This is a genomic window from Leptolyngbya sp. FACHB-60 (assembly GCF_014695775.1).
GTDB lineage: Bacteria > Cyanobacteriota > Cyanobacteriia > Phormidesmidales > Phormidesmidaceae > Nodosilinea.
On sequence record NZ_JACJOX010000014.1, the window covers coordinates 29,680 to 50,197 of the forward strand.

Here is a 20,518-nt window from a genome sequence, read left to right on the forward strand (position 1 = left end):
GACTGCTCAAGAAGTGGGTGCTGCTGAGAGAATAGACGATTCTGTAGTCTTTGGTAAAGTTTCTGCGGCGACAGTTGCCGCTTCAAGACACTTCAGCGGCACGACTTGTACCGCGCAGGCTTTGAGTTCGGGCTGGCCTGAGATCGGGCAGACGACCGGGTGAGTGAGGGCGTTGCACTCGGCATCTTCGGCCCACAGATTGCCCCAGTGCATGGGCACGAACAGAGTGCCCCGGCGAATGTTTTGGGTGACCAGCAGTGGCAGCCGGACCCTACCTCGGGGCGATCGCACCTCTACCCATTCGCCCCCCTGCACCTGGAGCTGCTGGGCATCGCGGGGGTTAATCTCTAGAAACGGGGCGGGGTGCATTTTCTGAATTTTTTCGATGCGCCCGGTGCGGGTTTGAGTGTGCCAGTGGCCGTAGAGCCGCCCGGTGGTTAGCACAAAGGGGTACTGGTCGTCGGGCGGTTCCGCTAACCCGTTGGAATGGAGGGCGGCAAAGCGGGCCCGGCGATCGGCGGTGTTGAAAATACCTCGGGTGTAGAGGCGCTTGTCGTAGCGGGTAGCGGCGGTGGCGGCCGTCTCGGGGTCGGGACAGGGCCACTGAATGGGGCCCTGTTCTCGCAGGCGCTCGTGGCTGAGGCCAGTGATATCGCAGGGTTGCCCTCGGGTGCTTTGGGCAAACTCGCGGTAGACCTCGGCGCTGGTGACGAAGTTAAACTGATCGGCAAATCCCAGGCGACGGCCCACCTCGGCAAAAATCTTCCAGTCGGGGCGGGCCTCACCGGGGGGCAAGCGAAAGGCGGCGCAGAGGGTGACTACCCGCTCTGAGTTGGTCATGGTGCCGGTTTTTTCGCCCCACTGGGCGGCGGGCAGCAGCAGGTGGGCAAACGCGGCGGTCTCGGTAGGGTAGTAGGCGTCTTGGTAGACAGTAAAGGGCGACTGGCGCAGCGCCGCCTTGGTGCGGTTGAGGTCGGGCAGACTGACCGCCGGGTTGGTGGCGGCGATCCACAACAGACCTACCTGCTGCTGCTCCAGGGCCAGCATCATTTCGCCCACGGCCAGGCCGGGGGTGGCTGAAATCTGCCCAGCGGGCAGCCCCCAGAACTCCTCCATCTGGCGGCGATGGTCGGGGTTTTTCACCAGACGATAGCCCGGCAAAATGTGGGATAGTCCCCCGGCCTCGCGTCCGCCCATGGCGTTTGGCTGCCCAGTGAGGGAAAATGGCCCCGCCCCTGGCCGGCCAATATTGCCAGTCATCAAGTGGAGGTTGATCAGCGATCGCACCTTCGCCGTCCCCTCCGACGACTGGTTGAGCCCCATTGACCACAGCGACAACACTGCCTTGGCATCGGCCCAGGCGTGGGCGGCGGTTTCTAAATCGGCGACGGTAATGTCGCAGCGCTCGGCCACAATGGTCGGCTCGTAGTGGCGCAGCACCTCGGTGTAGGCGGCAAACCCTTGGGTGCAACCGTCGATAAACTCGGGGTCAAGGCTGCCCCAGCGCAGCAGCAGGTGGCCAATGCCGTTGAGCAGGGTAATGTCGCTGCCGGGGCGAATGGCGAGGTGCAGGTCGGCGGCCTTGGCCGTGTCGGTGCGGCGGGGGTCAACCACGATGAGCTTGACGTGACCGTGGCGCTTATGGTGCTTGCGCAGGCGGTTAAAGACGATGGGGTGGCACTCTGCAGTGTTGGTGCCGATCAAAAAGGCGCAGTCAGTAGCCTCCAGATCGGCGTAGCAGCAGGGCGGGCCGTCGCTGCCGAAGCTCTGGATGTAGCCCGCCACCGCCGACGACATGCACAGCCGGGAGTTGGCGTCAAAGTTGTTGGTGCCCAGACAGCCCTTCACCAGTTTTTGGGCGACGTAGTAGTCTTCGGTTTGAAATTGCCCCGAGCCATAGACACAGATGCCGTCGGAGCCCATCGTGTCGCGCACGGCCTGAATGCGGTTGACGATCGCATCCAGCGCCACTTCCCACGACACCCGCTGGAAGGGATCGTCGAGGGAGGTCCGCATCATGGGGTACTTGAGCCGATCGCGATCGAGGGATTCGGCCACGGTGGCTCCCTTGACGCACACCATGCCCTGGCTGGAGGGGTGGGCGCGATCGCCCCGCGTTTGCCACAGCGGATTGCCTGCTGCGTCGCGGTTAGTGGGCTTGTTGGGCTGGGCCGGAGGTAAGACTTCCAGGCCGCAACCCACGCCGCAGTAAGGACACAAGGTTTTAGCCGGATCGGTCATAAGCTCAATGGGTAAACAGCAATAGATGTGGATTGGAGGGATGGCGAAAGCGTGGTTGGAGATCCCTCCTCCCCCTTAAAAGGGATGGTGGTTAGGTGCTTGCTCAGAGAGACCTAGGGTACGGAGATAGCCAATGATGCATTTGTTGTGGAGTTATCTACAATCCCTGAAAAATGCTGTACCCCTCTTAGCCAGGTAAATTTTCCCTCTTTTTAAGGGGGCTACCGACAAAGCTCCTACAGCAGAGACTTAGAGGATCGATTCAGATCTTTAAAAACACCTCACTCCAAAATCTTCCAAAAACACAAGGTTGTGAAAACCTAATATTCGCTATCGCCACTGAGCTCTGGACTGTGCTACGTTTGCCTCAAATGCAAACTGTGTGTCCTGGGGCCGTTGGCCCACAGGACATTTTTTTAGTCTGCCGTCACCATCACGCTATTGTTAGTTTCAGCGGTGCTACTGGGCTGGGCACCGAAGTTGTCGATTAGCAGCGATCGCAGCACCTCGTGCAGCTCATCGCAGGGAATGCCCTGCTGCACCTTTTCGCCCAGGTGAGCCTCCTTGCCCACCTTGCCGCCCATGAAAATATCCACCCCTTCCACGGTTTTGCCGTCCTTGCGCACCTTGGTACCCATCAGGCCAATGTCGGCCACCTGGGGCTGACCGCAGGAGTTGGGGCAGCCCGTCCAGTGAATGCGCACCGGCTGCGACAGGGTGAGTTCTGCGTCTAGCGTCTCAGCCAGGGCTAGGGCGCGCTGCTTAGTCTCTATCAGGGCAAAGTTACAGAACTGCGACCCGGTGCAGGAGACCAGCGATCGCGTCAGCGCCGAGGGGGCGATCGAAAATTTATCCAGCAGCGGCTCTTGCCGCAGCACCGCCAGCCGCGAGTCGGGCACGTTCGGAATAATCACATTCTGCTCAACCGTCAGGCGCAGTTCGCCGCTGCCATAGACCTCTGCCAGCCGGGCCAGGTCAAAGAGATCGGCTGCCTGCAATCGCCCCACCGGAATGTGCAGCCCTACGTAGTTGAGCCCCACCTGCTTTTGGGGGTAAACGCCAATGTGGTCGCGCTTATCCCAGTCCATCTCGTCTTTGGGGGCGGCAGACAGCAGCGGCTGCCCGTAGGTGGTCTCCACGGCGGCCCGAAATTGATCCATGCCCCATTCGTCAATTAGCCACATCAGGCGGGCCTTTTGCCGATTCACCCGCGGGCCGTGGTCACGGTACACCTCCAGAATGGCGCGGCACAGCTCCACTACGCTGTCGTCGGGGGTGACCCAGGCATTGAGCGGAATCGCGGCCTCACAGCGGCGAGCGGAGAAAAAGCCCCCCACCACGACGTTAAAGCCCAGCACGTCCTCTCGGTAAGCGGGCACAAAGGCAATATCGTTAATCTCCGCGTGGATAGAATTGTCGCGGCCGCCCTCAATGGCGATATTGAATTTGCGGGGCAGATTGCTAAAGGCCGCATTGCCTTCGCCGTTAGCGGTAATCATGTCTTGAACTTTGCGCACCAGCCCCTGGGTGTCGATCAGCTCGTCGGCGTCAAGGCCCGCCACGGGTGATCCGGTGATGTTGCGCACGTTGTCCATACCCGACTGAACGGAGGTCAGACCCGCCGCGTGCATGCGCCGAAAAATATCGGGAATGTCTTCGAGCAGAATGCCTCGCAGCTGAAGGTTTTGCCGAGTGGTGATGTCGGCGCTGCCATCTTCGCCGTAGCGCTGGATAATCTCAGCCAGGGTGCGGGCCTTGTAGCCGTTGAGCAACCCGTTGGGCAACCGCAGCCGCAGCATAAACTTGCCGGGCGTCACCGGGCGAAAGAAAATGCCCAGCCACTTGAGCCGATGGGTGAGGTCGGTGTCGTCCACGGCTTCCCACCCTAGCTGGGCAAACTGCTCCAGCTCGTGCTTGACTAGCAGGCCGTCTTTATCAGCCTTAAACTGTTCAAACTTGTTGAGTTTGGCGGTGGCCGCTGTGCTGGCCGTGTTTATAGAAGTGGTCACTGGTACACCGTTGTAGCAAGACGTTTACCGACGTATTCCCTATCTGAGGCTCTAACTGGTGAAAGTCTCCCAGTCTCCCCCGGACGCTACTGCCTCAATCGCTACAGAACGATCGGGATCAGCCTAGGGTTAGGTGTGGCTAGCCTAGGACCGCTCTAAACAGGCTTTTGTATAGACTCATACGTTTTTGGCAGCACCATGCAGGCTCCGCAAGAGGCGGCTGCGCGAACTGCATAGTCAACCCTTGGGTTTCCCAAGGTCAGGCCCTATGGTGTAGAAAGCCGGTGCCCGCTGCTGCCAGTTTCAAAGTCAACTAGGAGCAATCTGTGTCCTCTTTTGATCAGTTTGCGGTTTCATCATTTCCGTCAGAGGCGGCCCGAACTGCGGTGGCCAAGCTGGGTGCCGGAGACTTTCACGATCGCTGGGAGCAGTCGCGCCAGGTCGCTGATCTGGGCGACGCGGCCTTAGACGATCTGCTGGCCATGCTTCAAAACAGCGAGTGCGATTGGGAAGCCCGCTGGTTTGCGGCTCGCGCCCTGGGGGAATTTGATCGACCCGAGGTAATTGCTGCCCTGGTCAACACCTTTGCCACCACGACCGATGAAGACCTGCGCCAGGCCATGGCGGCGGCCCTGACCCAGATTGGCCCGGCGGCGATCGCTGCTCTGGGCGAGCAGCTCGCTCAACCCGCAGCGGTACAGGCTCTAGCCCGCATTCACCACCCCGCCACTATTCCCTGGCTGAAATTGGCGATGGCCGATGGGCGATCGCCTGTACGGGCCACCGCCCTCGATGCCCTTAGCGCCTTTGCCGACCCCACCCTGCTGCCCTTAGTGCAGCAAAGCTTAGCGGATCCGGCGGTGGCGGTGCGGACGGCAGCAGTACGAGGCCTACTAGGACTACGATTTTGCCTGTCTGCCCAACAGCTGATCGACGCCCTCACGCCACTACTCAGAGACGCGGATGAACGAGTGGCCCAGCAAGCCGCCTACGCCCTGGGACGACTGTCGAGTGCGGCGGCAACAACGCCTCTGCTACAGCTGCTGCAAACCCCCGACATCCCTGAGGCCCGCCAAATTTTTATTGTGCAAGCCCTGAGCTGGCAGAATACTGCCACAGCCCTAGAAGGTCTGATTCAGTCCTGGGATCGGTTGAAGGAGCCCGCTCGACTGGCTCTGGTGCAAGGAATGGCTGCCGTGGCCCCTGACCATCGTTCCCAGGCCACCTCGGCCTTAGCGAACTGGCTGCAGCTGTTGCCGCCCACGGCTGAAAACGGCACTCTGCGTCGCCACCTGGTTCTGGCTTTAGGGCAGATGGGCGACCCAAAACTAGAGGCCGTTCTGCGATCGCTGCTGCACGACCCAGACCCTGGGGTGCAGCTCCATGCTGAGGCAGCCCTACGTCAGCTCCAGCCCCAATCTGCCTAATCAATTCTCGCCCGCTGCTGGGGAAGACTGAAGGATGAAGTATTGAGCCGGCATGGGGCTGAGGTAAACTGGCCCAGCCCGCGACTCGCTGCTGTTGGTCGAAAACCCCAGCGGCCTAAACCAGGTATCGCTACTTTCGATACCAAGTGCGGGGGTACGATCTGCTAATCAAGACAAGGGCGGTCTAACGAAACTCCGTTGGGCCAATTTTCTAGCAGCGGTGTGGATACCTGTCTAAAATGCGCATAGAGCAGCTCCAGGCGTTTTTATCGGTGGCTGAAACCGGCAGCTTTCAGGCGGCGGCGCAGCAGTGCGCGGTGACGCAATCCACTGTCAGCCGCCAGGTACAGGCCCTGGAGGCCGAACTGGATGCGCCGTTGTTTCACCGGGGGGCCCAGGCCAAACTCACGGTGGCCGGAGAGCGCCTGCTGCCCAAGGCCCGGCGCATCTACCAAGACTGGATGCAGGTTTCTAAAGATATTGCCGACCTGATGGCCGGTAAGCAGCCTGAGCTTTGCGTGGCGGCAATTCAGTCGGTGTGTGCCACGGTGCTGCCGCCAGTTCTCCAGCAGTTTTGCTCAGAGTATCCTCAGGTGCAGCTGCGGGTGACGGCTCTGGGCAGCGATCGCTCTCTCAAAGTGCTGCGCGATGGTCTAGTTGACCTGGCCATTGTGATGGATAATCCCCGCCTCACCACCCAGCCCGAAATGGTGGTCACGCCTCTCTTTGAGGAGTCGATTGAGGTGTTAATGGCGGGCAACCACGACCTAGCCCGGCAGCCTGCGATCTCTTGGGAAATGCTGGCTCGGTTTCCGCAGATTATTTTTAAAGACGGCTACGGCATGGCGCGGCTGGTGCAGCAGCAGTTTCAAGACCGAGGCGAGGTGTTTAACCCAGCCATGGAACTCAATACCCTCGATGCCTTTCGCGGCGTCATTCGCCAGGGTAACTTTGTCGCGCTACTGCCCCAGTCGGCTCTATCCGACTGCCACGATGACCCCACCCTGGCGGTGCGCCCCACCGAAGCGCCGGTGTTGACCCGCTCGGTGGTGCTGGTGACCACCCGCGATCGCCTAGTGATTCCCCCCATTCAGCGATTTCACGATCTGGTGCAGAGCCTGGCCACCCCCATTCGCTCTAGACCCGCAGCGGTGTCTTACAGTTAGGTAATCATCCTTTACGAACCCCTTTTTCCCAGGGTTAGCAGTCTCTATGAGCCACGAGTTTCGGGATTTGCTCAAGCAAGTTGGCAGCGGCAGTCACACCTCTAGGGCGCTGACCCGCGCCGAGGCCGAAGCCGCCACCCGCATGATGCTGACCCAGACAGCTACCCCGGCCCAGATCGGTGCGTTTATGATTGCCCACCGCATCAAGCGCCCCACCGCTGATGAACTGGCGGGCACCCTAGATGCCTACGCTGCCCTGGGGCCGACCCTGCCCGCGATCGCCCCCAACAGCGCCTACAACCGCCCGGCCCTGGTGCTGAGCTGCCCCTACGACGGTCGCTCGCGTACTGCCCCCGTCACCCTCATCACTGCTCTGGTGGTGGCGGCAGCCGGGGTGCCAGTGGTAATGCATGGCGGCGATCGCATGCCCACCAAAGAAGGGATTCCACTAGTCGAGCTGTGGGAACAGTTGGGTGTTGAGCTGCGCTCCCATAGCCTAGAGCAGGCCCACACCCTGCTCAACCGCACTGGCATCGGCTTTGTCTACCTGCCCCAACACTTTCCGCTGGCCCACGGGCTGGTGTCCTACCGCGAGCAAATTGGCAAACGCCCTCCCTTTGCCACGGTAGAGCTGCTGTGGTCGCCCTACGCTGGTCCCCACACCCTGGTGATGGGGTTTGTGCACCCGCCCACCGAGGAGTTTGCTAAGGGCACTTTTGCCCTGCGAGGCCAGACCGACTGGATTACGGTTAAGGGGCTAGAGGGCAGCTGCGATCTAGCGCGGGGCAGAACGGCAATAGTTGGGGTCAACCACCCTGGTCAGACTGATCGCCTGCTGCTGCACCCCCGCGACTACGGCCTAGAAGGCGACGATGTGGAACTGGGGGATGAGGTGACGCTGGGCGATCGCCTGCTGGATGTCATCTTGGGTAACCCTTCAGAACTCGCCAAAACCGCTCTGTGGAATGCCGGTTTTTATCTGTGGCAGGGGGGAGCAGCAGACTCGTTAGAGGCGGGGCTGGCTCAAGCCCAAGACATCATCGCCACAGGCGGCGCAATAGCCAAGCTAAATGAGTTGCAGCTCCAGGCTGCCAGCTTAAATCAACCGCTGGCCTACAGCCGCAGTTAGTTCAGCAGAGGTGGCACCGCCCATCGCCGGAGAGAATGTCTTTAGGCATGACCTCAAGCGGCGGCTAGCAACTCCACCAAGTCAGCCTTTTTGAGCTTAGACAGGCCCTTGACATCCCGTTTTTTGGCCATGTCTTTGAGCTGCTGAGTGGTCAGAGTCTCTAGAATCTTGCGGTCTGTAATCACCTCTGGCATCGGTTCAGGCGTCAAATAAAACACTTCTTCTAGCGCCTTGAGTTTCGCCTTAGTAGTGATGCCACAACCTAGTTTTTTGACTGGTTCGAAGTTTTTCCAATATTGCCGGGGGGCTTCATCAAGCCTAGCTATAAGCGAAACGGGTTTTACCCCTTTAAGCGGAGTCGCAGGCTGGCTCAACAAATAATCTATAGCAACAGAAATTTCTTCACGACTGGCGGTAGATAGATTGGTTTTGGGCAAAACCTCTTGAGTTAACGCCTGGGTAGCTACTACTGTCTCTGGCGCGTCATCCGCAATAATGCACCAAACCTTAGATAGGCCGGCCTCAGCCGCTACGGCATATACAAAACTGTTACCAATTACCTGGTACTGCTCAGGAGAAATTTCTTTAACGATCACTGGAACCCAGTTGCGACCATTCGAACCCAATTGATTTGCTGCTGACTGAATTAAATATTCATGAATTTCAGCAGGTTTGCCAGGCTCAATTTCATCAAAGGGCAGATACATTAAGTTTCCAATATCTGAGAAGCTCATTATAGAAAATACTCCTTAACAAGGTTTTGGTATTGTTCACGGGCTTGCTTAAAAGCAAATGCAGCTGGCATGTGCATAAAATCAGCCCTAGAAATAAAAGCCATATAGGGAATGCCAATCATTTTTCGGTTGCTGTGGGCTTGCGTATCCTTGGGATAGAAATAGGGCTTCAAGTCAAATCCTGAACAATTTTTTTTAGCATCTTTGATGATGCCATCGATTGCCTGATGCATTAGTTCTACCTGTGCAGGTGTCACCCGAAAAGCATTATTCAGAAAAATTGGCAACGCTATCGGCCCTGCATCTCCAAACTTTCTCCGCTCAACCTGGGTTTCCGGGATAAACTGTGTGATTGCCGTCCCAGCGTTCTGCAACGAGTGCAGATTGTCATGGCGTGCGGGAATCAAAACAACATCAGCGGCATAAAGAGCCTTTTGGGCAAAAATACGCCAGTTGGGTGGAGCATCAATCAAAATATAGTCATAATCGTTCTGAACAGATTCTAAGAGGCGACGGAGAGCATAAAATTTTATCTGCTGCCGCAGATCTTTTTCCTCTTTTTCACTTACCAATTGTTCATCAGCCAGAATAACATCAAATTCCGGTGGTTCTTTGACGCGGGGATGCTCAAATTTGTAAGTAGATATAATACTTCTGACGTCACATTCTTTATTGGAAAGTGCCTCAAAAACCTTACCGTTCAAAGGCTTAAGATTGAGAGCATCACCTAAGTCGCTTTGATTGGGATCAAAATCGACTATCAGAACTCGCTTTCTATATAGTGCTAGTGTGGCAGCAATGTTTAGAGTTGTAGTGGTTTTTCCCACACCACCCTTGTTATTGTAAACTGCCACCATCAACGCTCTACTTGGGGCTTCTATCCGACGTTTAATTTCACTTACAGTATGCTCAAAGTCTTCCTTAAGAGAAAGACATGGCGTAATTGGATGAATAACTTTCCCGTGCTTGCGAAACAGCTGAACGTGATTGGCATTGGTGAGAATTCCCCACTTAACCGTTTTTGAGTCTGGGTGTAAGAGATATTGCTTTAATTGAAAAGCAGCCTTACGATAATTTGGATGTTTTTCATCAGATAGATTTTCACACCGGCCCTTAACTTCCATATAAAGATATGGATTTTTTCTAGTGCTTAAAAAAATATCTTCTTCGCCAGGATTTTTCCGGGCGGCTTGATCTACAAATCTTTTGCCTACAGGAAATTGAGGTAGAATTTCCAAATTCTCGAACCCCAAAGCATTTAGAAAGACTTTAGAAAAGTTGTGTTCCACGACTGCTTCTGGTGCGTCGCCGGGAAGATCTCTTAGAACTTGTGCTAGGCTCATGGTTATTTTTGGGGCTTTACCCTAGTCGTAACGAATGTGACTGAAGGTATCCGCAGATTTTCTGCTGATTTCATCGAAGCTTTATGTAATGCGGTAGTTAGCGATGGCTGCCCATTATCTTTTAGTCCCGCCAGATCCGCATATTCAACATACCCAGCCGACCACGATCGCCATCACCTAATTCTTGAGCCTTGCTAATTATTCTTGTGTAAAGAATATTTTTTTATTAGCAAACCAGCTATAGGGCCTGCACTTCTAAATTTCAATCACGACGGAGCACTAAGTCTCTATATTCAAAACAGAATGTTTTGCGTAGAGCTGGGCGATGATGCAGTTCTGGGCGATCACCTGCTAGACATTCTCACGGGCACCCCTTCAGAACTCGCCAAAACTGCCCTGTGGAATGCCGGGTTTTGCCTGTAGCAGGGCAGCATTGCCGATTCTCTCGCAGGGGGCTTGGCCGAGGCTCAGACGCTACTGGCGACTGGCAAAGCGCTGGCCAAACTAGAAGAATTTTGCCAGCAGTCCGCCGACTTGACCCAGGCTCTCACCTACAACCACAGTTCAATCCCCGCCGGGTGAACCAATACTGCCCGCTGGCGGTTTCAAGATCAGGGCAACAAGACCAACCCGGCACTCACCACGATAAATCAAGGGAAAACTCAGTTGACAGGAGCATTCTCGATCAAGTAGCGAAAAAATCTCGGATAGAGGCAAAATTTCGCCGTTTATCAAAGAATTGTGAAGGTCACATAGGATTTCTATAAAGTGCCTCTGGCCCTGCAACCTCAGGGTTTCGGGCGCGTCATAGAAGCTCAGCAATGAGGAGCATTGTGATTTCGACTGATGAGATGGGCAGACTGCGGGAGTCGGCTAAATTCAGGCCGCACTACGGAAGTGTCTATCTACCTCATCAACATTACACTTCAAAGACTCTACGGGGAATGAACGAGAATGACTCAAACTAACTGGGCTAAGCTACTGCGGTTAGCACCGCTTTCGGCAATTTTGGCGACTTTAACTATTGGCAGTGGGGCGGCGATCGCCCTGGCCGCTGAAGGCCCCATTCAAAATTTTAACTGGCTCAAAGACGAAGCCCTGCTCGACCAGGCCCTCGATGCGGCCCACACCAAAGATGATGACGACGATGACGATGATGATGACGACGACGTAGAATCGGGCGAGGTTATTTACCAGCAGCGTCGCACCACGACCACGACCACGACCACCAACGTCAACCAGGTCAGCTTTAGCGATATTTCCACCAATTACTGGGCGAGCAGCTTTGTCTATCGCCTCTCCGCTATTAAAGTTGTCAGCGGATTCCCCAGCGGAAATTTCTTGCCGAGCAACAATCTCACCAAAGCCCAGTATGCGGCGATGATTGCCCAGGCCTTTGATATGCCTGCTTCGCGTCAAACCGTCACCCTGCGCAACGTCAACCGCAGCTATTGGGCCTACAGCGCTATTCAAAAAGCCTACTCCATGGGCTTTTTGGAGGTTTCCAATGGGATGTTTGACACCAACGGCACTATGACCCGTCTCGACATGTTGGTGATGCTAGCCCGAGGGCTGAACATTACCCAAGTCACCTCTGGGCAGTCGGTCGATAGCCTGTTGAGCATCTTCAGCGACGCCAACCAAATCCCCAGTGAGTATCGCGTCATTATCGCGGCTCTGGTGGAGCGCGGCATTTTGGTGAACTATCCCACCATCACCCAGCTAAACCTGTTTGGGGTGGTTTCTCGCGCTGAAGCTTGTAGCTTTGTCTACCAGGCCCTGGCCTACATGGGCAAGGTCGAAACCGTTGAGTCGGCCTACATCGTCAACAGCAGCAACTTCTCTAGTCTGACCGAAACTATCACCACCACCACCGAAACTACCACCGAAACCGGCGGAACGAACGTGGACAATGATGATGACGACGATGATGATGACGACGATGATGATGATGATGATGACGATGATGATGATGACGATAACGATGGCCGCAGACAGAACTGCAACCAGGGCATTGGCAATGGTGCTGAGGGCTGCGACCCCGGCAACTCTCGCCCCCGCGGCGGCAGCAATGACGAGGGTGGTCGCACCCCCGGCAATCGCTAATCTACGTTCTCTGTCCTGATAAGTGTTACAAGACGCCCTGCGGGGCGTCTTTTTTTGCGCTTAAGAATCAGGAGTGGGGGTGTCGATGCCAAAGGCTTGAGCGGGGGGCAGCTGGAGCAGGCTGAGCAAGCCATCGAGCATGTATTGAACGGCTAGGGCAGCCAGCAGCACCCCCAACACTCGGGTAACCACGTTAATGCCGATTTGGCCCAGCACCTTAGCCAACGGCCTTGACAGCAGCAAAAACAGATAGCACAGCAGCAAGACCACCGCCGCCGCCCCTAGCACTACGCTCAACCCCAGGTAATAGTTGGTTGACTCCCGCGATAGCACTAAAATGCTGGCCAAACTGCCCGGCCCTGCAATCAGCGGAATTGCCAACGGAAATACGCTGACATCTTGCTTGGTGCCCGCTTCCTGCACCTCAGCCTCGGTCTCGCGCTCCTGTTGCACAAAGATCATGTCGAGAGCAATCTTAAACAGCAAAAACCCCGCCGCAATTTGAAAGGCTTGCAGACTAATGCCCAAATTGTGTAGCACGTAAGCCCCAGTAAGCCCAAATGCGAGCAGAATACCGGCTGAAACTGCCACCGCTCGCGTGGCGATCTGGGTTTGCTCGGCCTCGGTGCGATCGCTTACCAAAGCCAGGTACAAGGGCGCTAACCCCACCGGGTCAATTACCACAAACAGGGTCAGAAAGGCTTTAGCAAACAGCGGCAGAATGATCGGCATAGGGTTGCTTAGGAGACTGCCTCAAATCTACCGCTGTTCGGCCCAAACGGTCGCCTCCCCCTGTGTTAGACCAAAGATATAGATCACTAGTCCAGACAGGTTTCAGCTATTGCAGTCAAGACTCGGCGCTTTTTCTGAAGGATTAACCAGCTACCAGATCAAAGTTTTAGCGGCTGTGACCATGCTGGTAGATCACATCGGCGTGGTGTTTTTTCCTGAGGCGATCGGATTTCGCATTGTTGGGCGGATCAGCTTTCCGCTGTTTGTTTGGCTGCTAGTGCAGGGCGAGGCTCACACTAAGCATGTGGGGCGTTACGGTCTGCGGTTGGCAGTGTTAGGCGTGGTGTCTCAGCCGATCTACCAACTCACCTTTGATACGGCTCGGCCCAATATTTTGTTTGAGCTGCTTTTGGGGCTGATCTGTCTGCGATTAGCGCGGGGGTTTCCCCGCTTTCAGCTGCCCATTTGGATTGGAGGGGCGGGTCTAAGTGAACTGCTGGCTATGGGTTACAGCAGCTATGGCATTGGGCTAATCGCTCTTACCCGCTACTACCGCCCCACTGTGCTGTGGGGGTTAGCCTGGGTTGGTTTTCACCTGTTTTGGGCCTGGCGAGAAGGGCCGTTTCAACTGCCGGCGATCGCCGTCTCGCTGATCTTTTGGCTGGCCAGTAGGGAGCGGGGAGCCAAGGCGCGATGGTTTTATGCCTTTTATCCTGGCCATCTAGCCCTGCTGTGGCTCATTCGGCAGGGTTTGAATTAGCGGCAGGTGGCAAGCTCTTACTACCCGAGGGCTAGGGGAATTCACGTCTGCGGCACCGCTTAGCAATACCCCCGACAGTCAGCAGTCGTTCTGCTAACCGTCGGGGGTACTGGTTCGGGATGGAGACGCGGTTTAAGCCGAGCTTACAAAAAATGGTCGATCGCCACTGCCGAAACAGCAGCAAAAACGGTGATTGACAGGCCCACCAGTGGGTTCTGCCCCTGAGCAACCGCAAAGCTTGTAATCACGCCAGCCCCTAGAGCCGCGATCGCAACAGAGCCAATCCAGTCTTTTTGTAGGTTATGCATGGGTTCTTAAAAGTGGGGTATGACGCCGAAGAACGGGGCAGCAGTTGTGTATGGAAACTACGTACCTAACCCTAGGGCTGTTCAGACCTCACGCTACCACCCTGACCGGGGTCAAATGAAACCGCAGCGGGGAACTGATACCAAGCTTAAGGCTTAGTTAAATTAGTTAACATTCTTCCCATAGAAGGAGCAAGCCCAACGGAAAAACCAGCCTCAAGTGAGAGGTTGAGGCTATTCGACGCGACGGGTATTGCCTGCTTTGACCCAGCCTTCCTGGCCGTTAGACACCACTCGTACCTTGACCCACGACTGGTTGGCGGGTTCTTCGAGCACCACCACTGCTTCGTTGACATCCACGCCCCCCACCTGGGGAAACTCGACCCCAGGACCTTCGCGCATGACCAGGCCAATGGGCTGCACGACCGTGGCGTTGTAGGTACCGGGTTCAAGAGCGGCCTCTGCCGGCGGCTCCGCTGGGGCCGGTGGGGCTTCGACCACAGGCTCGGCAGGGGCTTCTGGGGCTGCTTCTGGGGCTGGGGTCGGCATTTCATCGCCGTACAGGGGCTTGGGCGGTAGCACCGACAGGCGACCCATGAAGTAGCGGGCAGTGGCCACCCCTGCCATCGACAGCAGGATGAGGGCGATCGCCATGCCCAAAATTAATTTTGATAGGCCAATGAAAAATCCTTTCATGGAGGCAGCGGGCCGGAGGTAGGGTCTACAGCTTGCTAATGGTACAGCACCTCTTGGCAATCGGCATGGGGAAACTAATCGCCACTGGGGAGAGTGGGGCGAAATCGGGGGTCGATGCCGCTGCGGGAGGCCATGCGGGCTTTACCCGCCGCTGCCCAGGCTTGCAGCGCCTCAATTTGCTCCTGGGCGGTGCGAGCCAGGGGCACCATTTCGCTGGCGGCAGTGAGAATATCGTCGGTGGTAAAATCGCGGTTTTGGCTAAAGCCCAGGTGCATTGCCTCGACAATCGCCTGCTCGATCTCAGCCCCCGAGAAGTCGGGGGTTTCGTAGGCCAGCCGGGCGGTGTCGAAGGTCTTGAGGGTGTGGGGCCGCAGGCGCGAGAGGTGAACCTCAAAAATAGCCTGGCGATCGCTCTGGCTGGGCAGACCAACAAAGAAAATTTCGTCAAAGCGACCCCGACGCAGCATCTCTGGCGGCAGAGCCTGAATATTGTTGGCCGTGGCCACCACAAACACCGGGGAGGTTTTCTCCGCCATCCAGGTGATAAAGGTGCCAAAGACCCGACTGGCGGTGCCTGAGTCGCCCCGGCCATCCATGCCCGCAAAGGCCTTATCGATTTCGTCAATCCACAGCACGCAGGGGGCCAGGGCTTCTGCCAGCTGAATCATTTGGCGGGTGCGGGCCTCTGACTCGCCCACCAGGCCACCAAACAGCCGGCCCACATCGAGGCGCAGCAGGGGCAGGTGCCAGTGGTGGGCGATCGCCTTGGCAGTCAGCGACTTGCCTGTACCCTGAATGCCTAGCAGCAGAAGCCCGCGCGGATGGGGCAGGCCGTACTGGCGGGCTTTTTCGGAGAAGGCGGTACCTCGCTTTAGCAACCAGTCTTTGAGGTTGTCGAGGCCACCAATGTCAGAGATCTGCTCCCTGGCCGGGTAGTAGTCGAGAATTTGGGTCTGACGAATGCTCTGGCGCTTTTCGTCGAGAATTAGGTCGAGGTCGTTGGGGTCAAAAGCTCCATGGGCCGCGATCGCCCGCGACAGCACCCGCCGAATGCGCTCCAGTGACAGCCCCTGGCAGGTGCGCACGACCTCTTCCAACGTAGCCATCGGCAGGTTAGTGCCGGTCGAGCCCAAGAGCTGCTGCACCTCGTGCCGAATGGCAGCGGCATCAGGCAGGGTAAACTCCAGCACCGTCACGGTCTCGCTCAGCTCGTCGGGGATAGTGAGCTGGGCTGAGAGAATGATCAGCGTCTTAGGTTGAGCCTTCAGCCGTCGGGCCAGGTTGCGCAGCTTGCGAGAGATCGCCACGTCGTCTAGAAAGCGGTGAAAGTCGCGCAGCACGAAGATGGCTGGAGCCGTGGCGGGCAGCTTTTCCACCAGTTCTAGCGCTTGCAGGGGGTTGCGTTTGCCAAAGCCCGCGTCGTTGAGGTTGCCCTGGTAGCCATCGACAAAATCCCAGGTGTAGAGGGCGCGGTTGCCCTGCTGGGTGGCGCAGGCGGCAATGTCGGCCTCGGCCCGCTCTTCCTCGGCGGTGGCGATATAGATAATCGGGTAGCGGGCGCGAATCAGTAAACCCAGTTCGTCGGTAAAACCCATGTCAGCGCGACTCAGTTATCCCACAGTGCTCGGTTGATGTTTCCAGCCTATCGGATTTTAAGGAGTCCCTGCCCCCCTCGTGAGCATGAAGCTATAAATTCATGCTCTTTAGCGATCGGGCTGGTTTAGCTGCTGCTGAAGCTGAGTTAAGGCTGCCCAGCGGTGATCTACGGGTTTAGCGGCAGCTGTCCCCTGTCCTCGCAGCTCAATGCCGGGGCAGTCTTCATCGCAGATCTGAGGCATGGGCAGCGCCAGGCAGATTTGCTCGTAGACCCAGGTTTCGGGGTAAAAGTGGCCGTTGGGGGGCAGGGTCTCAAACAGATCCTCCACCGCCACCTCCCGTTCTAGCGGTAGGGTGGCGGGGTCAGGCTCATGCTCAAGCCAAATTAGCTCCTGAGCCGACAGCGCTACGCGGTGATTGTAGGCCTGCAAACAGCGATCGCAGGTCAGCGTCACAATCGTATCGGCTCTGGCCTTGACCTCCAAGTAGGTGCCCTGGTGGGTAATTGTCATCTCGCCCCGCACGGGGGTTAGGGTTTCCAGCTCCGCTAGGTGCTGGTCAAGCTCAACGGTGAGAGTCTTCTCAGGCCGCTGTAGCAGGTTGGGGATATAAACTTTCTCCATTGTTTTTGCCTCCCATGGCTCGCGCTGTCTGTGTGCGACTTAGCCGTCTGTAGCCTCGTCGTCCTGCTGTCCGGCTAGACAGACCACGAGGCGGCGATCGGGCTCGCGACCGCGACTAAAGGTAGAAAGCCCATCCTGGGCGGCTAAGAAATGGTGCATTTGCCGCCGCTCGGCGGATGAAAGCCCCTGCATTTCGTACTTCTCACCGCTGGCCAAGACGCGTTCAGCGGCCTCGGCAGCCATGGCCTTAAGCTCTTCAAGCCGTTTAGCTCGGTAGCCCGCTAGCTCGATGGTAAAGGCCTGCTGATCCGCTTGCTCTTTGCCCAAATTGAGGGTGGTGTTGGCCAAATACTGAATCGAGTCGAGCACCGTGCCGCCATCGCCGATCAGCGCCTGCACCTGCTCGGGCGACAGAGGCTCTTCGGCAATGGTGAGCCAGCAGCTCTCCCCAGACTCGTCTTCGACCGGGTGAGCGGTGACAGTGCTGGTCAGCCCCTGCATGGTGAGCAGGGTGGTTAACCAGTTGACGCCAGCGGTGGCAGCATCGGTGGCCATGGGCTACGCCTTTTTCTTCTTGCTACGTCCGGGTTCAAAGGGCAGGGTCTGCCGATTTTCCTCAACCTTGGTTTCGGCATCGACGATTTTTTGCAGATTCTCAGGCAGAGGCTCTCGCGAAAGAATAAACGTTTGCAAGGTCTGAAAGATGTTAGCAATTAGCATGTACATCAGCACCCCGGCAGGCAGGGGAAAGAACAGGAACATGCCGGAGAAGATGATCGGCGTGAACTTGTTAACGGCGGCCTGTTGAGAGTTTTCGCTACTTGTGGAGCCCTGGCCGGAGAGCACCTGGTTGAGGTACAGGCTGGCCCCAAAGCCCAGAATCATGATCAAAATATCCCAGTGGATGGCACCGTCTTCACCGGTTACACCGATGCGGCCCAGGGCTTTGATAAACAAAAACCCTTTGTTGGCCGCTAAACCTGGAGCCTGCACTCGCACGGTCGCTTCACCTGGGGCTAGCGCGGTGATATGGCCTTCGGCATCGATCGCAACGACATCCTCACCCTTGGTAATTTCCCACTTGGGCTGGAAGCTGTCTACGTCTTCGTTGTACTCGGCAACAAGGGTCTCGATAGATTCGCCTTCAGCGGTTTGCAGGCGCACGTCGGTTTTTTCGCCCACCACGAGCTTGTTGCCACCGGGCATCACCGCCGAGATGGGGAAGTGAGACCCGTCAGAGACGTAGATGGCCTTGGGGGGCGTGGTAAACACCTGGAGCTGAATCTGCTCAATCTTTTCTTGGGGAAAGACCTGAACGTTAACGTCGTAGTTGATGTCAGAAAACGGCGACCCCCGCAGGGTGGCGAATAGGGCAAAGAGAATGGGCATTTGCAGCAGCACCGGAAAGCAACCTGCCAGGGGGTTGCCAAACTCTTTGTAAACCCCGCTCATCTCCTCTTGCAGCTTGGTGGGGTTATCTTTGTAACGCTCTTGAATCTCTTTGACGCGCTTTTGCATTAGAGGCTGGGCCACCTTCATACGCCGCATGTTGCGAATTGAGCCGGCGTTGAGGGGGTACAAGGCAAAGCGAATTACCAGAGTGAGGGCCACAATGGCTAACCCGTAGCTGGGCACGATTCCATAGAAAAAATCTAGGATCGGCAACATGATGTTGTTAGTCAGAAATCCAATTCCAAAATCCATGGGCACCTGAACCCTGCTACAGGGGATACGACGTTAACTGCTTAGTTACCTAATCTACCCCATCGTTGGGGAGACAAGCCGCCCCAGCGGGTTGGGATTGCCGTAAGTTAGCTCTTGCCAAGGGAGCCGCTGACGGCCTGGGCTGCGGGAGAGATGCGCTCGTTCATGTATTCGTATACTTCGCGAAACCGGGGCATAGAGCGCAATTCTAGGCGGCTGCCATCCTTGAGGGTGACGACCATGTCGCCCCAAAGGCCCAGCCCGCGAGGCACCGTGACAATTTTACTGATTTCGTTGTAGATCAAGTCGGTGCGCTCGCGCCCCAGCCAGCCGCCGGTCACCGAAAGCCGCCGACTGGTAATGCGGTAGCGCAGCCACAGGGCGCGGGTGATGGCTCCAACCGTGAGGGGAAGGCAGATAATCGTGAAACCCAGCAAAATATTGATGATTAAATCGCCAATGTGGGGGCCGCCTTCGTAGAACACATCCTCACGAATGCCCATGGAATACCTCTAGCTTGGTAAACAACTGCTCTAATTCTCGCAAAAATTCGCCATATTCGCACTCAGCCGCCCCGGGCTTCAGGCTGATGACGATCCACTGAGAAGGACGCAGGCGGGGCAGTAGGATGCGCAGGGCAGCGCGCACTCGTCGCTTGAGGCGGTTGCGCACCACGGCTCGCTTGTGCACCTTGAGGCTCACAACAATGCCAATGCGTGAATCATGGGCGTTAGGGGTCACGGGTTTGGCCTGGGCTGGAGGTAGCGACCACGCCCGCATCAACAGGTGGGCAGAGGCCACTTTTCTGCCCTGCCGATAGACCTGGGAAAAATCTCGCGATCGCCGCAGCCGATGGTGTTTGGGCAGCACTACCGATCCTCAACGCGCAACAATAGTCCTGGAGCTTAAGGCAGCCCCAGGACTTTGCAATGATCTACGAACGGTGAAGGGAGTAACCCCAGCTCGAGCTAGACGGCGAGCTTGGCCCGGCCCTTGCGGCGGCGAGCTTTAATCACCTCCTGACCGGTGTGGGAGCGCATACGAGCGCGAAACCCGGAGGTTCGCTTTTGCTTTCGGTTGGTGCCCTCTAGGGTGCGCTTGCTCATGGCTTAGTCTCTGCCTGTTTCTGCTAAAAATCACGGTCTCATATAATAGCACCCACTGGCCCCTAGCGGTCGTGGTTGCTCTCAGAGGCAATCTCCATCGGCCAGGTGCCGACGTACTGGTTGACTACATCACCCTGGTACATCATTCTCAGGTTGAAGTAGTGGTAGCCATAGCGGCGGGTATTGCGCACATTGGAGAGCACCACCACCAGGTCGGTGTTGGCCTCAATCGGCTGCTCAGGAATGATTTCAATGCGGTTCTCGTCCTGAATCCAGTCGATGGCTTTGACCGGAATCACTTCACCACCGCGCCAGTCGCCCTTGCGTAACTCGATGGCGTTGGGGTCAAACCGACCGCCAATTTCGGTAAAGCTATCGGGATAGTCAATTTCTAGTGAAATGACATCGCGCGGCAGCTTGTTGCGCATGATGTTGAGGTAGTAGCGGGAGTTGGTGCTACGCGGATAGTTGAAATCAATCATGTATCTGAGTCGATACTCAATTTCAACACCGCCAAAGATGGTCAACCCGGTCTGAGCCTGGGTGGGTTGGGGCAGCGCGGTGCTAAGGCCAACCGCTGTGGCCACAGCGACCAGCCCCAGGGCGGCCAACTTAAGCAATTTCTTAAGGGATGTCATGGTGTACCTCCAATGAAAACTATCTGGCCGGGTAGCTTGGGGCAACCAATCTAGGCCACCCATCACAATAGCTCTAGCGGCCTAAGGGCGTGCTCCGATCTGTGCCAGTGATGCAACCGGGCTTTTGATATCGGGGAATTCTCAGGGAATTAGCTCCCAAACCTGCCCCAATCCTACCATTTAGCCTCTGTTCCTCAGGGCTT

Annotated in this window: 21 protein-coding genes; 6 read left to right on the forward strand and 15 right to left on the reverse strand. The window is 56.7% G+C overall.

Annotated features, from left to right (window positions below; genetic code table 11):
• Positions 1–6 precede the first annotated feature (6 nt).
• Positions 7–2,241: a nitrate reductase gene (locus H6F57_RS03750; protein WP_190625075.1), complete on the reverse strand. Its 2,235-nt coding sequence runs from the start codon at positions 2,239–2,241 to the stop codon at positions 7–9.
• A gap of 416 nt (positions 2,242–2,657) precedes the next feature.
• Positions 2,658–4,250 (reverse strand): ferredoxin--nitrite reductase, encoded by a 1,593-nt coding sequence (locus H6F57_RS03755; protein WP_190625076.1) that lies wholly within the window; start codon positions 4,248–4,250, stop codon positions 2,658–2,660.
• A gap of 326 nt (positions 4,251–4,576) precedes the next feature.
• On the opposite strand from H6F57_RS03755, the gene H6F57_RS03760 reads away from it, so the two are divergent.
• The 3 genes from H6F57_RS03760 to H6F57_RS03770 all read left to right on the forward strand — a co-directional run bounded on the left by H6F57_RS03760 (position 4,577) and on the right by H6F57_RS03770 (position 7,972).
• On the forward strand, positions 4,577–5,677 hold the full coding sequence (locus H6F57_RS03760; RefSeq protein WP_190625077.1) for a HEAT repeat domain-containing protein: 1,101 nt from the start codon (positions 4,577–4,579) through the stop codon (positions 5,675–5,677).
• Between the two features lie 239 nt (positions 5,678–5,916).
• The gene (locus tag H6F57_RS03765) at positions 5,917–6,843 is read left to right on the forward strand and encodes a LysR family transcriptional regulator (RefSeq protein ID WP_190625078.1); all 927 of its coding nucleotides are present in this window, start codon (positions 5,917–5,919) and stop codon (positions 6,841–6,843) included.
• 46 nt (positions 6,844–6,889) lie between these two features.
• The gene (locus tag H6F57_RS03770) at positions 6,890–7,972 is read left to right on the forward strand and encodes an anthranilate phosphoribosyltransferase family protein (RefSeq protein ID WP_190625079.1); all 1,083 of its coding nucleotides are present in this window, start codon (positions 6,890–6,892) and stop codon (positions 7,970–7,972) included.
• Positions 7,973–8,025: 53 nt separating this feature from the next.
• On the opposite strand, the gene H6F57_RS03775 is transcribed toward H6F57_RS03770, so the two are convergent.
• Together H6F57_RS03775 and H6F57_RS03780 are read right to left on the reverse strand one after the other, a co-directional pair.
• A complete protein-coding gene (locus tag H6F57_RS03775; RefSeq protein ID WP_190625080.1) occupies positions 8,026–8,706 on the reverse strand; it encodes a Rho termination factor N-terminal domain-containing protein in 681 nt (226 codons plus the stop codon).
• Positions 8,706–10,049, reverse strand: a complete 1,344-nt coding sequence (locus H6F57_RS03780) for a ParA family protein (RefSeq protein WP_199289510.1) — start codon at positions 10,047–10,049, stop codon at positions 8,706–8,708. Before H6F57_RS03780 ends, H6F57_RS03775 begins: the two co-directional genes overlap by 1 nt.
• Positions 10,050–10,505: 456 nt before the next feature.
• Here H6F57_RS03780 and H6F57_RS27900 point away from each other — a divergent pair, with 456 nt between their 5' ends.
• Together H6F57_RS27900 and H6F57_RS03785 are read left to right on the forward strand one after the other, a co-directional pair.
• Entirely contained in the window at positions 10,506–10,631 is a 126-nt protein-coding gene (locus H6F57_RS27900; protein ID WP_277873735.1) for a hypothetical protein, read from the forward strand.
• A 372-nt stretch (positions 10,632–11,003) separates the two neighbouring features.
• Positions 11,004–12,155 carry an S-layer homology domain-containing protein gene (locus H6F57_RS03785; RefSeq protein ID WP_190625081.1) on the forward strand — a complete coding sequence of 384 codons (1,152 nt, stop codon included), beginning with the start codon at positions 11,004–11,006 and terminating at the stop codon, positions 12,153–12,155.
• Positions 12,156–12,215: 60 nt separating this feature from the next.
• Here the strand turns inward: H6F57_RS03785 and H6F57_RS03790 are convergent, their stop codons facing one another.
• On the reverse strand, positions 12,216–12,887 hold the full coding sequence (locus H6F57_RS03790) for a MarC family protein (RefSeq protein ID WP_190625082.1): 672 nt from the start codon (positions 12,885–12,887) through the stop codon (positions 12,216–12,218).
• A 109-nt stretch (positions 12,888–12,996) separates the two neighbouring features.
• Here H6F57_RS03790 and H6F57_RS03795 point away from each other — a divergent pair, with 109 nt between their 5' ends.
• Complete coding sequence (locus H6F57_RS03795; RefSeq protein ID WP_190625083.1) at positions 12,997–13,647, forward strand: TraX family protein; 651 nt, start codon at positions 12,997–12,999, stop codon at positions 13,645–13,647.
• 143 nt (positions 13,648–13,790) lie between these two features.
• Here H6F57_RS03795 and H6F57_RS03800 read toward each other — a convergent pair whose 3' ends face one another.
• The 10 genes from H6F57_RS03800 to H6F57_RS03845 form a co-directional block, all read right to left on the reverse strand.
• Positions 13,791–13,955, reverse strand: a complete 165-nt coding sequence (locus H6F57_RS03800; RefSeq protein ID WP_190625084.1) for a hypothetical protein — start codon at positions 13,953–13,955, stop codon at positions 13,791–13,793.
• 231 nt (positions 13,956–14,186) lie between these two features.
• Complete coding sequence (locus H6F57_RS03805; RefSeq protein ID WP_190625085.1) at positions 14,187–14,648, reverse strand: SH3 domain-containing protein; 462 nt, start codon at positions 14,646–14,648, stop codon at positions 14,187–14,189.
• 74 nt (positions 14,649–14,722) lie between these two features.
• Entirely contained in the window at positions 14,723–16,243 is a 1,521-nt protein-coding gene (locus H6F57_RS03810; protein WP_190625086.1) for an AAA family ATPase, read from the reverse strand.
• Between the two features lie 108 nt (positions 16,244–16,351).
• Positions 16,352–16,867 carry a YceD family protein gene (locus H6F57_RS03815; RefSeq protein WP_190625087.1) on the reverse strand — a complete coding sequence of 172 codons (516 nt, stop codon included), beginning with the start codon at positions 16,865–16,867 and terminating at the stop codon, positions 16,352–16,354.
• A 39-nt stretch (positions 16,868–16,906) separates the two neighbouring features.
• The gene (locus H6F57_RS03820) at positions 16,907–17,422 is read right to left on the reverse strand and encodes a R3H domain-containing nucleic acid-binding protein (protein WP_190625088.1); all 516 of its coding nucleotides are present in this window, start codon (positions 17,420–17,422) and stop codon (positions 16,907–16,909) included.
• A gap of 3 nt (positions 17,423–17,425) precedes the next feature.
• Positions 17,426–18,571, reverse strand: a complete 1,146-nt coding sequence (gene yidC, locus H6F57_RS03825) for a membrane protein insertase YidC (protein WP_190625089.1) — start codon at positions 18,569–18,571, stop codon at positions 17,426–17,428.
• A gap of 107 nt (positions 18,572–18,678) precedes the next feature.
• Positions 18,679–19,074, reverse strand: coding sequence for a PH domain-containing protein (locus H6F57_RS03830; protein WP_190625090.1), 396 nt, complete (start codon positions 19,072–19,074; stop codon positions 18,679–18,681).
• The gene (gene rnpA, locus H6F57_RS03835) at positions 19,061–19,441 is read right to left on the reverse strand and encodes a ribonuclease P protein component (RefSeq protein WP_190625091.1); all 381 of its coding nucleotides are present in this window, start codon (positions 19,439–19,441) and stop codon (positions 19,061–19,063) included. Before rnpA ends, H6F57_RS03830 begins: the two co-directional genes overlap by 14 nt.
• A 98-nt stretch (positions 19,442–19,539) precedes the next feature.
• Positions 19,540–19,677, reverse strand: coding sequence for a 50S ribosomal protein L34 (gene rpmH / locus H6F57_RS03840; RefSeq protein WP_190523372.1), 138 nt, complete (start codon positions 19,675–19,677; stop codon positions 19,540–19,542).
• 62 nt (positions 19,678–19,739) lie between these two features.
• A complete protein-coding gene (locus H6F57_RS03845) occupies positions 19,740–20,315 on the reverse strand; it encodes a DUF2808 domain-containing protein (protein WP_190625092.1) in 576 nt (191 codons plus the stop codon).
• Positions 20,316–20,518 lie beyond the last annotated feature (203 nt).

Excerpts from the sequence above, each read along its gene's own strand:
- H6F57_RS03830 (WP_190625090.1), bottom strand. The coding sequence starts at position 19,074 with ATGGGCATTCGTGAGGATGTGTTCTACGAAGGCGGCCCCCACATTGGC.
- H6F57_RS03785 (WP_190625081.1), top strand. The coding sequence starts at position 11,004 with ATGACTCAAACTAACTGGGCTAAGCTACTGCGGTTAGCACCGCTTTCG.
- H6F57_RS03770 (WP_190625079.1), top strand. The coding sequence starts at position 6,890 with ATGAGCCACGAGTTTCGGGATTTGCTCAAGCAAGTTGGCAGCGGCAGT.
- yidC (WP_190625089.1), bottom strand. The coding sequence starts at position 18,571 with ATGGATTTTGGAATTGGATTTCTGACTAACAACATCATGTTGCCGATC.
- H6F57_RS03790 (WP_190625082.1), bottom strand. The coding sequence starts at position 12,887 with ATGCCGATCATTCTGCCGCTGTTTGCTAAAGCCTTTCTGACCCTGTTT.
- H6F57_RS03775 (WP_190625080.1), bottom strand. The coding sequence starts at position 8,706 with ATGAGCTTCTCAGATATTGGAAACTTAATGTATCTGCCCTTTGATGAA.
- rpmH (WP_190523372.1), bottom strand. The coding sequence starts at position 19,677 with ATGAGCAAGCGCACCCTAGAGGGCACCAACCGAAAGCAAAAGCGAACC.
- H6F57_RS03805 (WP_190625085.1), bottom strand. The coding sequence starts at position 14,648 with ATGAAAGGATTTTTCATTGGCCTATCAAAATTAATTTTGGGCATGGCG.
- H6F57_RS03780 (WP_199289510.1), bottom strand. The coding sequence starts at position 10,049 with ATGAGCCTAGCACAAGTTCTAAGAGATCTTCCCGGCGACGCACCAGAA.
- H6F57_RS03820 (WP_190625088.1), bottom strand. The coding sequence starts at position 17,422 with ATGGCCACCGATGCTGCCACCGCTGGCGTCAACTGGTTAACCACCCTG.
- H6F57_RS03810 (WP_190625086.1), bottom strand. The coding sequence starts at position 16,243 with ATGGGTTTTACCGACGAACTGGGTTTACTGATTCGCGCCCGCTACCCG.
- H6F57_RS03750 (WP_190625075.1), bottom strand. The coding sequence starts at position 2,241 with ATGACCGATCCGGCTAAAACCTTGTGTCCTTACTGCGGCGTGGGTTGC.
- H6F57_RS03765 (WP_190625078.1), top strand. The coding sequence starts at position 5,917 with ATGCGCATAGAGCAGCTCCAGGCGTTTTTATCGGTGGCTGAAACCGGC.
- H6F57_RS03845 (WP_190625092.1), bottom strand. The coding sequence starts at position 20,315 with ATGACATCCCTTAAGAAATTGCTTAAGTTGGCCGCCCTGGGGCTGGTC.
- H6F57_RS03800 (WP_190625084.1), bottom strand. The coding sequence starts at position 13,955 with ATGCATAACCTACAAAAAGACTGGATTGGCTCTGTTGCGATCGCGGCT.
- H6F57_RS03815 (WP_190625087.1), bottom strand. The coding sequence starts at position 16,867 with ATGGAGAAAGTTTATATCCCCAACCTGCTACAGCGGCCTGAGAAGACT.